This is a genomic window from Enterocloster citroniae, assembly GCF_040545455.1.
Classification (GTDB): domain Bacteria; phylum Bacillota; class Clostridia; order Lachnospirales; family Lachnospiraceae; genus Enterocloster; species Enterocloster citroniae.
In genome coordinates this window covers 357,690-370,757 of sequence record NZ_JBEPLZ010000003.1, presented here as the reverse complement: position 1 = coordinate 370,757, position 13,068 = coordinate 357,690, and the positions used below count along the sequence as shown (strand labels likewise).

At 44.2% G+C, this 13,068-nt stretch carries 15 protein-coding genes, 1 tRNA gene and 1 pseudogene; 8 read left to right on the top strand and 9 right to left on the bottom strand.

Annotated elements, in window-relative coordinates; all coding sequences use genetic code 11:
- Nucleotides 1-20 precede the first annotated feature (20 nt).
- Nucleotides 21-1,163, bottom strand: coding sequence for an HD domain-containing protein (locus ABID13_RS05690; protein ID WP_007858526.1), 1,143 nt, complete (start codon nucleotides 1,161-1,163; stop codon nucleotides 21-23).
- 581 nt (nucleotides 1,164-1,744) lie between these two features.
- Between ABID13_RS05690 and ABID13_RS05685 the strand changes: the two genes are divergently transcribed.
- From ABID13_RS05685 to ABID13_RS05675, 3 genes are all read left to right on the top strand, one after another.
- Complete coding sequence (locus ABID13_RS05685) at nucleotides 1,745-2,077, top strand: PadR family transcriptional regulator (RefSeq protein ID WP_007858530.1); 333 nt, start codon at nucleotides 1,745-1,747, stop codon at nucleotides 2,075-2,077.
- A complete protein-coding gene (locus tag ABID13_RS05680; protein WP_048930152.1) occupies nucleotides 2,070-3,596 on the top strand; it encodes a permease prefix domain 1-containing protein in 1,527 nt (508 codons plus the stop codon). Before ABID13_RS05685 ends, ABID13_RS05680 begins: the two co-directional genes overlap by 8 nt.
- 213 nt (nucleotides 3,597-3,809) lie before the next feature.
- Complete coding sequence (locus ABID13_RS05675) at nucleotides 3,810-4,634, top strand: DUF4397 domain-containing protein (protein WP_048930311.1); 825 nt, start codon at nucleotides 3,810-3,812, stop codon at nucleotides 4,632-4,634.
- A 143-nt stretch (nucleotides 4,635-4,777) separates the two neighbouring features.
- Here the strand turns inward: ABID13_RS05675 and ABID13_RS05670 are convergent, their stop codons facing one another.
- The 5 genes from ABID13_RS05670 to ABID13_RS05650 form a co-directional block, all read right to left on the bottom strand.
- Complete coding sequence (locus tag ABID13_RS05670) at nucleotides 4,778-5,191, bottom strand: DUF3788 domain-containing protein (RefSeq protein ID WP_040414865.1); 414 nt, start codon at nucleotides 5,189-5,191, stop codon at nucleotides 4,778-4,780.
- 5 nt (nucleotides 5,192-5,196) lie between these two features.
- Complete coding sequence (locus ABID13_RS05665) at nucleotides 5,197-6,060, bottom strand: DUF1266 domain-containing protein (protein WP_045092502.1); 864 nt, start codon at nucleotides 6,058-6,060, stop codon at nucleotides 5,197-5,199.
- A 309-nt stretch (nucleotides 6,061-6,369) separates the two neighbouring features.
- Nucleotides 6,370-7,122 carry a GNAT family N-acetyltransferase gene (locus ABID13_RS05660; RefSeq protein WP_007858547.1) on the bottom strand — a complete coding sequence of 251 codons (753 nt, stop codon included), beginning with the start codon at nucleotides 7,120-7,122 and terminating at the stop codon, nucleotides 6,370-6,372.
- A 163-nt stretch (nucleotides 7,123-7,285) separates the two neighbouring features.
- A complete protein-coding gene (locus ABID13_RS05655; RefSeq protein ID WP_045092500.1) occupies nucleotides 7,286-7,510 on the bottom strand; it encodes a hypothetical protein in 225 nt (74 codons plus the stop codon).
- 80 nt (nucleotides 7,511-7,590) lie between these two features.
- On the bottom strand, nucleotides 7,591-7,812 hold the full coding sequence (locus ABID13_RS05650; protein WP_007858557.1) for a hypothetical protein: 222 nt from the start codon (nucleotides 7,810-7,812) through the stop codon (nucleotides 7,591-7,593).
- Between the two features lie 381 nt (nucleotides 7,813-8,193).
- Between ABID13_RS05650 and ABID13_RS05645 the strand changes: the two genes are divergently transcribed.
- From ABID13_RS05645 to ABID13_RS28640, 5 genes and pseudogenes are all read left to right on the top strand, one after another.
- Nucleotides 8,194-8,553 (top strand): Fur family transcriptional regulator, encoded by a 360-nt coding sequence (locus ABID13_RS05645; protein WP_007858561.1) that lies wholly within the window; start codon nucleotides 8,194-8,196, stop codon nucleotides 8,551-8,553.
- A 103-nt stretch (nucleotides 8,554-8,656) separates the two neighbouring features.
- A complete protein-coding gene (locus ABID13_RS05640; protein ID WP_048930153.1) occupies nucleotides 8,657-9,223 on the top strand; it encodes a 6-pyruvoyl trahydropterin synthase family protein in 567 nt (188 codons plus the stop codon).
- A gap of 329 nt (nucleotides 9,224-9,552) precedes the next feature.
- On the top strand, nucleotides 9,553-10,179 hold the full coding sequence (locus ABID13_RS05635; protein ID WP_048930154.1) for a hypothetical protein: 627 nt from the start codon (nucleotides 9,553-9,555) through the stop codon (nucleotides 10,177-10,179).
- Nucleotides 10,180-10,351: 172 nt separating this feature from the next.
- Nucleotides 10,352-10,798 (top strand): hypothetical protein, encoded by a 447-nt coding sequence (locus ABID13_RS05630; RefSeq protein WP_007858565.1) that lies wholly within the window; start codon nucleotides 10,352-10,354, stop codon nucleotides 10,796-10,798.
- Between the two features lie 119 nt (nucleotides 10,799-10,917).
- A pseudogene (locus ABID13_RS28640) lies at nucleotides 10,918-11,010 on the top strand (transposase); the annotation flags it as partial.
- A gap of 166 nt (nucleotides 11,011-11,176) precedes the next feature.
- Here ABID13_RS28640 and ABID13_RS05620 read toward each other — a convergent pair.
- From ABID13_RS05620 to ABID13_RS05610, 3 genes are all read right to left on the bottom strand, one after another.
- A tRNA-Ala gene (locus tag ABID13_RS05620) sits at nucleotides 11,177-11,249 on the bottom strand.
- 86 nt (nucleotides 11,250-11,335) lie between these two features.
- Entirely contained in the window at nucleotides 11,336-11,662 is a 327-nt protein-coding gene (locus ABID13_RS05615; RefSeq protein WP_007858567.1) for an MmcQ/YjbR family DNA-binding protein, read from the bottom strand.
- Between the two features lie 129 nt (nucleotides 11,663-11,791).
- Nucleotides 11,792-12,955, bottom strand: coding sequence for an SAM-dependent methyltransferase (locus ABID13_RS05610; protein ID WP_330376713.1), 1,164 nt, complete (start codon nucleotides 12,953-12,955; stop codon nucleotides 11,792-11,794).
- Nucleotides 12,956-13,068 lie beyond the last annotated feature (113 nt).

The window sequence follows — 13,068 nt, the reverse complement described above, 5'->3', positions numbered from 1 at the left end:
AGCCGCCTTTTTTGGCAGCTTCAGAAATCTTTGATGGTAAATCCCCGGTCCCGGATCAACACCTCATCCAGAATTGCCCTGATCCTCTCCACCTTCTCCACTCTCTCGGCAATGTACCTGGGGTTCTGGCCCGTCACATCGCAGCGGCGGACCTCAAGAAGCCTGCGAAACTGATCCTCTCCCATTCTCTTAAGCCAGGTCCGCACACTTTTCCTGTTTTCATGCAAGTCCACATCATGATACCTGACCAATTCCACGATCCTGTCCCTTAAAGTTCGGTCAAACTGCAGCCTGCCCAACACCTCATCCGTGATACGGGCAGAAACAGATCCATGTCCATAGAAATGTCCCACCCCCTTCTCATCCTCTGTATAGCAATGGGGTTTTCCAATATCATGAAACAGGACCACCAGCCTGACGATCAGATCACCGTTTGCCACGGACAGGGCCTCCAGCGTATGCCGCCATACGTCATAGGCATGGTATGGGTTGTTCTGTTTAAATCCCACCATGGGCTTAAGCTCCGGTAGGACCTCCATGAAAATAGGCTGGGCACATCTGATTTGATACACCAGGTCACTTATATTACCGGAGAACATCTTTATGATCTCATCCCCGACCCATGGTCCGGGAACTTTTATCAGCCTGTCCTTGTGGGCAACGGCTGAGTCCAGGGTATCTTTATCGATCCCATACCCCAGCCGGACTGCGAGGCGGACGCAGGACAGGATCTCCTCCGCCTTCCATACATCCTCCGGCTTTCCTATACACCGGATCCTCTGGTCCGCCAGATCCTGCCTACCGTCAAAGGGATCGATCAGCCCCACCCCCAGCCCATAAGCCATGGCTTCAATGGTGAAAATGCGTTGCTCCAGCTCTCTCTTCAGATCGGTCATATCACCGGCCACATCAACCCGGTCACATGGCTGGTATCTGCAGGATCCCGGGGCTTTCCGTCTGTCCCCGGGAACCATTTTCCCCTGGGAAAATATACCGGCCAGCTGTTCCTTGGGAGCTGAGGTACAGATCTCCCAATTTTCAGGACAGATTCCCAAAAGGCTGTCCCGGACACACTCCCCCACAATATATGCTTCATACCCTTTCTGCTCCAGTTCCTGTAATATACATACAACAGATGAGGGCATATCAATTTCAATTTTCAATTTTAACCTCCGGTTTACCATTTCCATGGATTATAGAAATGTTCCAGAACACCATGCTCAGATGGTGCCCCGGAAATTTGAGTTGTGAATGTGTTCCATCAACAAAATATTAATGAGTTGGACCATTTATGTGTATGGAATCTTAATATGGACCAGGTATATATTAAAATCATACAAAAGTACGGAAAGGAGATGAATCCATATGAAAAAGGATATGATAAATGACCTGAAAAGCCTTGCTGTCATGAGCGTCATTGCAGTGACTATCATAACATTGAGATTCCTTATCTGGTTCAGATAATACGATCTGAAACAATCGGTAACCGTATTCACCTGCACACAGATGGGCCCTTTGTCTAAAACTCACCCGCTAACATAAGCATACACTGTATTTTACAAATTATCAATATGCCCGGCCGCGATTGAACGAGGATTCTCCCTTGACACACATAGATAATCCAGGTATAATGCAACATATACCTGGATTATCTATGTATGTGCCTTTTATTTTCTTTCATTGGCACACCAACGATATGAATGGGAAACGGATCATAACAGGTTACAAACAAGGAGGTCACTCTATGGACAAACGCTATATGGCTCTTGGCACTTCCATGCTGGTGCTGAGGCTTCTGGAACAGGAAAGCATGTACGGGTATCAGATCATCCGGGAGTTGGAACAGCAGAGCCGGAATGTATTTCAGCTTCAGGAGGGCACCCTCTACCCCATCCTGCACAATCTGGAGGAGCAGGGAGCTGTCAGCAGCTACCGGCAGACAGCGGACAGCGGACGGATCCGCAAATATTATGCCATTACTCCCACCGGAAGACTTTTGCTGGAAGAAAAAGCCAGAGAGTGGGAAATCTATCAGACCGCCGTCAACCAGGTGATGGGGGGTGTTGTCTTTGGATAAGAACTCCTCCCCTTCCCCTACTTCCCACTTTCTTAAAGAAGTAACTGAACAGATCTCCTACAAGCCCCTTCGGCCCTCCATCCGTCAGGAACTGGAATCACATATTCAGGACCGCATGGAGGACTACGAATCCCAGGGGCTTTCCCCCAAGGAAGCAGAAGCTCAGGCCCTGCGCTGTATGGGTGATGCAGCCGCCATCGGAACCAGACTGAACGAAGTCCACAAGCTTCAGAAAGCCCCGCTGCTCACAGCAGCCACCGCCCTGCTGCTGCTCACAGGACTTGCATTTGCCATATTCATGCAATGGCGGCCGGTCCAGATCGGAAACCGCTTTATTTATTATATCATGGGCGTTGCACTGCTGATATTGGTTGCTTTACATGGATATCCTCTTTTGATCCGATACCGGAAGATTCTTGTATTATCCGTATGCCCCCTGTATCTGGCCGCCAGGGCAGGGATCTTCCTGCTCTCAGAATATCATGGGTATGTGATAGGAAATTCCACAATCGCTTACTGTGCCATACTGCTTTCCGCGCCGGTGATCACAGTGATTTTGTATTGTTCCCGTTTACATAAAAGGCAGTTTCTCATCACCGCTTCCCTGTGTGCCGGCATCTGGATGCTTCTGGTATATACATCCTGTCTGCAATTATATGATACAGTTCCCATTATGTCACTTCTCAGCATGCTTGCCACCCTGTGTTATATGGCCCGGAACTCGGTTTTTTCCGGAAAACGCCATGCACCTTGCATCGGCTTTCTGGCCGGGCTGGTACTGATAGGGAGCCCTGTGCTCCTCACAGGCACCGGCCGGAACAATGCTGCAGCATTTCTTTCCCCGCAGTCAGCGGTTCACAGCACATGGGATGATACTTATAACGGCATCCTGATCCAGGAACTCCTGTCAAAAACGCCGCTCACCCATGGATTGGAACTGTCTGCGGAGAAAATGATGGAATACGGCTCCGGTGCATGGTACTTTGAATCCCGGGATTTCAGGCAGGTCGGACTGGATATCACCGGTACACGGACCGTACGCCGGCAGCTGGAGCTTCATGAAGTGTCCAACGCGCTTTGGGAACAGGGATATATGCCCCGTTACCTCCAGTACCACGCAGGTAATGTAACCCTGTGGGATATCCTTCCCATACACTATTACAACAACTATATAATCGCAGTGGCCATCCTCCTCTTTGGATGGATTCCAGGCCTGTTCCTTGTGGGGGGCATCGGATTATTTTATCTGATCCTTTTCTCCTGCATCGGACGCATACGCGGACTGCTGGCTTCATCCCTTGGATTTTGCTGCAGCCAGTGCCTGCTTTGGCAGGGAGTGTTTTATGTGCTGGGGAATTTTGGATATCAATACGGCCAATTTCCTAATATGCCATTGCTTTCAGAAGGACGGTTAAGCATCATGCTCAATCTTCTTTTGTTAGGTTTGATATTCTCAGCCTACCGCTTTGATCATGTAACGGAGGAACCGGTAAACTATACTCCTGTTCCCTCCCCGTGATGTTTTCTCCCCTCTCCAAAAGTGCTGACCCTATCAATCAACCTATCAATCAAACGCCATCCGTAACCGTGTGCATCAGACATGTACGGTCACTCATTTATAACTATTGAATATACTAAATTAAAAGAACAACTAGGAAATACGATGAACCTATTTAAAACAATACCACTTACCGCTGCACAACTTACAAATGATTCGTTTGACGCCGGCTTTATGGTTGACCCAGACACTGCGGTCGATCCGGCATTTTCCGTTGACCCGGACTTTTCAGTGCCAGACTATGATGTAATGATCCCTTCGGATGATGAAGATATCGACCCGGATTTTTCAGTTATGCCACCCGTTTATCCTGACCGGCCATTTCCCGACCGGCCATTCCCCGACCGGCCTTATCCCGACCGCCCTATTTATCCTCCATTTGTTCCAACACCCATGCCCTGCCTTTTCTGCAATAACGATCAGTGGGTACGGGGCGCGATCCGTTTTCTGAATGCGGCAACGGGATATAATGCATTTACCATCTACATTGACAACCGCCCTGTTTATTCTAACCTTAATTTTCCTGAACTGACCCGTTATCAGCAGGTTTCACAGGGATACCATACCTTTGCGGTGGTGGGGAACGGATACACCTATGTACGGAAATCCATGTATATTGGGGATGGGATGGCTACCATTGCAATTATCAATTCCTCCACAGGGCTGGATCTGACCTTAATTGCAGATACCACCTGCCCTATGTCCAACGCGAACGCATGTTTTCGTGTATGTAACCTGGCCTATTACAGCGGTGCCGTCAATGTTGCCCTTGGAAATATCTACTTCAACTCTGTCCGGTTTAAACAGGCAACCAGCTTCAGTTCCATGATGAGCGGAAGTTATACGGTTCATGTTTCCCGTTCCGCCAGGCCGGAAACAACATTGCTCACCACAACCATCAGCATGAGGCCCAGACGTATCTACACCCTCTATGTATTAAACTGGAATCCATCTTCTGATGCGATCCAGACATTGATGGTGGAAGACCGGAGAAACTGACAAGAAAAACAATCCCTTGGTTTTTCTGGGATTACCTGTTATGTTTAGCATTTGACTCCGCATTCATGGGATAAAAAGAACTGCTGCCCCTGTACTTCACTTCATGGTCAGCAGTTCTTTTTGTGCCTGTTATTATGTATCTGTTATGATGAGCATTTTACAGTTAATATTGTTTGAATATCCTCATGATTCCTCTCACAGAGGACCCTGTATTGGACCCATCCTCCATCCCCGCAGGGATACCTGTTATCTATCAATTCCTGCGTATACCGGCTCACATGTCTGTATACCGACTCAAACTGTTTATTTGATAATCGGGTCATCACGGTAAACGAATTATATTCAGGAAATACATTACAGATGAGATTCTTTTTCTTCCTGTGAGCAATCCCCCAACCATATTGATTTCCATAGGGAAACACAACCTGCGGTTCTGTTTGGAAGGTTTTTTCCAACCATTCATTGAGGTAAGTAAATAATTCAGCATTTTCGCCGCAATACCCTGTCATATCAGCTACTGTGGGCTTTACCTGTTTGTTGAGCATTCTTTCATACATATTGATCACCAATACTTTACAAGTGCTTTATCCCATGGAATCCATTTATCTTCATCATTCTGGTCCATAACTTTTTTGATTTGTTCATAGGCGGCTTCTCTTTCTTTGCTCTCCCCATGTCCAACCGAACTGTCCCACTGACGGTATGCTGTCATATAGTGATCAAAAAAATCTTCCCACGAAGAAAACGACTGCTGGATCGTTGGAGCCATGGCGTACTGCATGGTCCTATACTCAACCATATCCATCCATCTGGCGCCTCTCATGGAACTGCACAGCATCATGGCCCTGCTGAAATCCCATGCTTTCACTGCTTTGTCATCCGTTGCCACCCCTTCACTAAAAAGATGGTTGACCATGGAAATCCCACCCTCTTTGTCTGTTATTCCCCAGTCCCGGGCCATAAGCGTCTCATCCGATGGCAGCTGAGTAAAATGCAGATCCGCCCACACCTCTTTTTCATCCTTATATTTTGTGTGGATTCCATAGGTCTGATCCATCCACTGCACACAGGTAGATCCGAAAAGCGCATCCTCCTGATCCATGGCAGCCAAGACTCCCCGTCCATCTGTTGTTATCACCTTATGGTCTCTCCATACGTCCGTGCCCGTGTATTTAAAAAGCTTTCCATCCGACATAAAGCTGTAAAGATACCCATCGATCAGATGATTTCCGGTGAGCATTCTTCCATCCGGGCCAAGATAATAGGTGTCACCATTTGCATTGATCCATTGATCAGCCAGCCTTTGTTCATTCTGATAATAGTACCAGCCGCCCTCCTGCTGCCGCCATCCATCCATGGCATAGGACGCAAAGGCTACCGACAGTGTCAAAGTCAGCGTTACAAAAGCCATCAACACATTTCTCATCACAAATCCTCCTTCTCCATTCATTCCCTGCGGTTCCTAACCTGACGTTTTTTGGCGCCTATGGGAATATGTTCTATATGATCAATGATATCATTTAGATGGTTTTATGGCAATCGATGGTTTGGCGTTTCCTCCCTCCGCCTCACGGATTTGCGGATCTGCTCCTGACTGCTGAAAATAAAGATAGCGCTTGGCAGCATTAACTGTAAGTATTATAGCTGCAATATGGAGTGCATTCTCACGGCATAGGATCATCCTCTTGACAGGGTTGCCGATCCGCGAAACCCTTGGCAGGATGGCAGCCATATCTTATTTTTTAAGTATTCTCTTTAAACCGGCAATATCCAATAATAAATTCACGGTCTCAAATTTACCCTTGTAAAATACTGCCCAATTATTAAAAACACAAGGCAATTCTTTTGCTTTTTGCAGCGTATCCACATAAATAAATGATACCGGAATATCATTCTGTTCACAATACTGTTCTATGATCTCTATGTTTTGACGGATATAGGGACACTGCATATCATAATAAATCGTAAGCTCTTTGTTTTCAATTTCCTGGCTTTTTACATTCTGGGCAAACCGGGGTTTTGTTCCATCCAAGGACAGTGCCAGTAATTCATATCCTTGATCCGTGGTATCAACAACCTCAAAGCCATACTTTTTGGCAAATGCCTGGTCCGAAAGCCAATGCTTTTGCTTTTTTGCTCCCAGCATACAGATACCGGATTTCCCTTTTGCTTTGGCGTCATCCAGACAATACTCCATCAGAGATTTCCCATACCCCTTTCCTTTGCAGTTGCCGGAAACCCACAGGCAGTACAGATAATAATAGTTGTCACCGATTACGGGAACCCAGGCTGTTTCAAGCGGCGCATATTCAATAAAAACAGTAGCCTTCGCGTTTAGCTTTCTAAAAACATGGCCTTCCTTTAGACGGTCTGAAAGCCACTGCCGCTTTGCGTCAATACCGGGATGCGGCTTTTTGCTGCGGATAATACAGCACAAATGCTCATGGGCAAGGTTTTCTGCTGTTAAATTTATAAACTCAGTATCCATACGTACCTCCCTTTACAGGTCAATTCCCCTTGTTAAATAGGGCAGTCTATTCCTTTCCAGACTGACATAAATCATATGTATAGTCTAATCGCGATCCGGCTTAATGTCAAACAGCTGATGGGATCTTTATATACTGTCCCCTGAGGACGTCATCAATATGTCATCAAAAATGGAATGAATAGCCGCATCCGCATTCTATATCGCCCTTATTATACAATTCACCCTTCATTCTCCTGATATGAGCCATGCCGCCGCAAATGGGGCATATAAAATCCGCCTCGCCAAAACCATCTGTAACTTGCAGGGCCAGCAGGGAAGCCCTGATAAAATTATATAGGTTCTCTATGGATATATCCTCCTTATCTTTTGTTAAACTACCGTCATTCATTCTCATCCCTCCTGACTAATACCTGCAGGTGAATAGATTCCAATCCCTTCCCCTCCGTCTCTAATCTGTTATCTATGACATTATTCGCAGATCCATCCGCTGTCATTGACAAAGGGTTCTCCCATAACATTTATCCTGCATCCTTTACATATGGCATGTATCTGACCGTTTACAGCCCTTTCAGACCGCGCCCGTCCGCCGCACACCGGACATATGAACACGGCTTCATCTGATGCCTTCACTGCCATCACCGCAGCTTTCATAAATTTACGAAATCCTTCTATCTCCGCGTCCTCATCCATATACTTGTCCCCATATCAATCTGACCGATCCAATCACCCTGCCTATATCTCAGAGCGGTACGCTATTATTAGAACCATGGCCTTAACCGCAAATACAAACATACGTTCTATTTATATGATAGCACGAACATTTGTTTGTGTCAATGATAAAAAGTATGATCCTGCCGTCCCTGGCAGATAACCCGTCCAATCCCTAAAAACAAGATATTTCATGGAATTTATTTCTAATAATAGCTTGACAACCATATAAGAAAGTTTTATAGTGAAATTAGAATTATTCTAATTTTAATTTTATCTTCTAGGAAGATGAAAATTGCAAGGCAGAACTTGATGCAGTCTTCCTTAAAGATCTTCAATTATTAAAAAAACGAGGGATATAACATGACTCGCTATGGACAGAGTATATTGGAAATCGTTAATTGTACAGATGAACACATGACCGCGGAACAGATATTTTTTACACTGAAGAAGAAATTTCCCGCCGTGGTCATGGCAACCGTTTATAATAATCTGAACAGTCTTTACCAGAAGGGAATGATCCGCAAGATCAGCGTGGAAGGCCAGCCGGACCGGTATGATAAAAACACCAGGCATGACCATTTAGTCTGCCGCCGCTGCGGAAAACTGGCTGATCTAAACCTCTCAGATATGACTGCTGAACTGGAAAAGCAAGTGGGTTTCAAGATCGACATCTATGACCTGAAGATATACTATCTCTGCCCCGAATGCCGTAAAGCATAACATTCTACTGCAGATGTATTGACTGTCCGGAAGAACCATTTATCAGATGCAAGCGTATGCGGGCGCGTAACCCCGTAAATATAAATACAAAGGAGAAAATATCATGAGGAGTATTACAACATTGGATCTGCAGTACGCTCATAGGTTCTACGGTTTTAAGGGCGAGGCGCAGTATCTGCACGGACATACGGGTATTTTAACAATCGAGGTGGAGGATTCAGTGGAGCCTGGTGTTAACATGGTTTTCCCATGTAATGAAATTCAAAAAACAGCCTGGGCGCTGTTGAAGAATTTTGACCATGCCCTGATCTTAAGAGAAGACGACCCACTGCTACCCGCAATCCTTGGCGTGTATGAGGCACAGGGTATCCGCGATGGCGCTCCCAACAACCAGATGAAGGGACCGGCATTCAAGACAGAGCTTGCAACCGCATATCCGGAATGTCGGTTAGTGGTTACAAAAGAGACTATGACAGTTGAAGGAATGATCAAGATCATCTATGATCTTCTGAAGGACAAGCTGAATATTGCAAAGATCACCTTTAGCAGCGGCGTCAATGCTGCGTCAGAGGAATTTAAACCCACCCTTAAGGTGGACCGCTGCCCGCTGTGCGGCATTGCCCTGAACGAGAACGGCGTATGTCCCAAGTGTGGATATAAGAAGAGCTGATATTGATTCGATTGCAAATAAGACGGATGCCATACAGTTGTATGGTGTCCGTCTTATTTCGTTTCGTTCGATTGACTATTTACAGGATCAGCTTATTATCATGTTGTTGACAGCCTTACCCATTACTCTGTTTGATATAACTGAACAGATCTTTATTTACACTCACTTGCCATGGTGATATACTGAATCTGCAAGACTAATATATCAATCGCCAGACCTCTCCGTCTCCTAAAGTACCACTATAGCTGCAATAAAACGGCCTGGGTAAAATACCTTCATTATATCAAGACACAACCAGTGTTATATTTTTAGAATGAGGAGAAGATAAGTTGAAAACAAATTTCGTTGTACCTTTTATAATTGCTATTTTTATTTCTGGTTGTGCTGAAGCACAATCAGGAATCAGAGGACAAAATGTTAATGATTACACAGAAGAAAAATCGGTTGTGATAGAAACAAGTGATCAAGAATTAAATGTTAATTTACCAAATGGAGATGAGAGAGTGTTTATAGATTTATCTTATTTAGAAGGTGTATATAATATAAGTTACACAATGCGTTACACTGCACTTGATCTACATCCGGATGAAGAATTTACATGGTGGAATTACTATACAGTTGATGAATTCTTATCATCAGAATACTACGATGACCGTTTTTCTGCTGAATTAGATAGGGAAAAAAATGATATAATCATTTCTTTTGGACGTAAGTTAAAATACCTTTATTATTATGAAAAAGATTATTTGTCAGATACTAGATGGCAATTAAAAGGGTATCGCGCCAGACCTGTTTTTGAGAGCGACTATCTGCATAAAAGTGCTTATATATATTTAATTAACAAAACCCATTTAACAGATAGTGAGCTTGCAAGTGATGACATGAATACCTTTTTAGAAGGAAACATCCCTTTTGAGCTTCCACCCATAGAGGAGGAAATAAGAGAATCAGAATAATTTATATACAATCCTCGATTTATTATGAGTAGTTGGAATAAAAGTAATGGGGCTTAATTATTGGGAGTCTTCTAAACTAATCTAGAGGGAAATCAGAAATTATATAATAGGTCTCCCCTAGAAGTAATAAATATAATTAATGTTTCACCGTCAAGAAAGGACGAAATTAAATATGATTAAATGCAATAAGAAAATAGGTATTATTATCGGAATTGTAATCATTGCATTGCTGATGTTTATTCATCCTCTTTTATTCAAGAAAAATTATATTGAGAAAATTGCAAAAATAGATCTTCCCAAATCAGCAAATCTGATAGATTCTAAGTTTTATGTAGACTTATATGGTGTTCAATTAACGTATGCAAAGGTAGAGATAGATGACAATACATATAATTCAATGAATGTGTCTGTTGCATCATCTTTATTTGATTCTCTTCAAAATTATGTTGATAAGTCCAATTATAATTCACTAAATCTAAATAATGCAGATGAACTGAAATGTAGTGAGATAATGGATAGCAAATATTCACTAGTTGCAGGTGCTACAACAAGGGTAACATATTGTATTGCCGTAAAAGAGAATAATGAAAAATATTACATTTACATTTTATCATACTAATTATGCAGCTCAACACCCAGAAGTTTAAACCAATCATTGAATGTGCATTAACAAAAAAGGTAGATTGACTTTTCTATCTCTTTCATTGTTTTCAAGCAGTTCTCATACTGTACACTCACTTTATCAAACGCCTGATTGTGCATATCCCAGACAAGCATTTTAAAATGGTCCGATACCATGGCATTTATACAAAGCACCATAAACAGGAAAGAATCTCCAAAAAATTGCCGATTTGCGAAGTTTTCTATAAAACAAAAAAGCAGCCTTAAACGGCTGCTTAAAATCAAAATAGTTACAGTTGGGTAGCTATGGGTAATTTTTCATCAAATACAGATTGATGATATACAGAAGCCCCTCCTATTTACGTACTTTCTTTAATGGAGCATACGGGATTCGAACCCGTGACCTCCACACTGCCAGTGTGGCGCGCTCCCAGCTGCGCTAATGCCCCGACCAGAAGAATATATCATAAATACACTCTAAAATCAAGTATTTTTTACTATTTATACCTTTTTTCTTTCATTTTCTTATTTTGCCTCATTTTGTCAGGTCGTAACTCTCACCGATCATCCGCTTAATGTCCTTGTCAGGCACCGTGCCGTCCAGCACCACCGTGTTCCAGTATTTCTTATTCAGATGATATCCCGGCCTCACTGCAGTAAATGCATTGCGCCAGAATTCGATCCACTCCGGGGCGCATTTCAGGTTAATGCATACCTCATCATTTCTGCGGTAGATCCAGGCAAACACCTTTTTATTCTTCCTGTGGCGTATCACCGCCCACTCGTGGTCACGGAACGGATAATCCTCATAAACGTCCTTGTACGTCAGGCAATATTGGATCAGATCCTGCTTTGTCTCCATCCGTACCCTCCTCCTCCGTATATTCGTGTACTCCTGGAATCCCAGCTGCAAAGATAGGGGCCGAGGAGACTCCGGGAGTACAACATTATTCATTCTTTTAAACTATATCTGCCGCTGTCCGCTGAAGCCCTAATACCACCTCACCATAGGCAGGCTGTTGTTCACGCCCTTACTCACCAGCACCTGATGCAGGTCGATCACCCCATTATGAAAGGTAGCCGCACAGGAGCACAGATACAGGTCCCACATGCGCACAAACTCCTCGTCAAACATTTCCCTTATCTCATCCTGGTGTTCTTTAAAATTCTTCTCCCAGCACAGCAATGTCCTGTTATAGTGATTCCTCAGGTTTTCCACATCCAGGATGTGGAAATCATGCTCTGCCATCAGGGAAATAATCTCTCTCAGGCTGGGAATAACGCCTCCGGGAAATATATACTTTTTGATCCACGGATCACCTGCATGTTCCTTCTGGCTGCTGATAAAGTGAAGGAGAAAGACACCTCCCGGCTTCAGGACCTTATCCATACAGTCCAGAAATCTTCCGTAGTTTTCCCGCCCCACATGTTCCACCATGCCTACGCTGACTATACGGTCAAACTTCATGCCGCTTGAAGGAAGATCCCTGTAATCCATCAGCTTTACGGTTAACAGTTCTTCCAGCCCTTCCTCCTTAATGCGGTTTGTAAAACCTTCATACTGTTCCCTGCTCAGGGTAATACCGGTTCCATGGATGCCATATTCCTTGGCTGCACGGATCAAAAGAAAGCCCCATCCGCATCCCACGTCCAAAAGACTCATTCCTTTTTCCAGTGACAGCTTCTTCAAAATGTAATCAGTCTTGTTCACCTGTGCCTGGTACAATGTATCTTTTTCCGTCTTGAAATAGGCGCAGGAATAATTCATGGTTTCGTCCAGCCACAGCCTGTAGAAATCATTTCCAATATCATAATGGGATGAAACCTCCGCCTGCTGGTTCTTCTTGGAATTGGAGGGATGGAGCAGCTTTTTCAGCCGAGTCTGGTTGACTGAAAATTTATCCATCTGTCCCAGAAAATGGTCCAGCGCCTCATACAGGTCGCCTTCCACCTCCAGCCTCCCTTTCATATAAGCCTCCCCCAGTGCCAGGGACGTACTGTCCGTCAATTCCTTTACCGGAATATTGTCCCGGATATTAACTGCAAATATAGGGTTTCCATGACCGATCCGGTCCTCGTGTCCTTCCCATTTCAATAAAAAGGGATAATCGGTAAAACGGTTTAGAAAATGAACCATGGCTCTCTCTTCTAACATACTGGTATGACACATCCTCTCTGTCAATCTTTATTTCTTCCAGTATTATCCCCTTTTGGAAACAGAATATACAAAACCCCAGAGAGCAATATGCTCTCCGGGGCCCTGTTTTA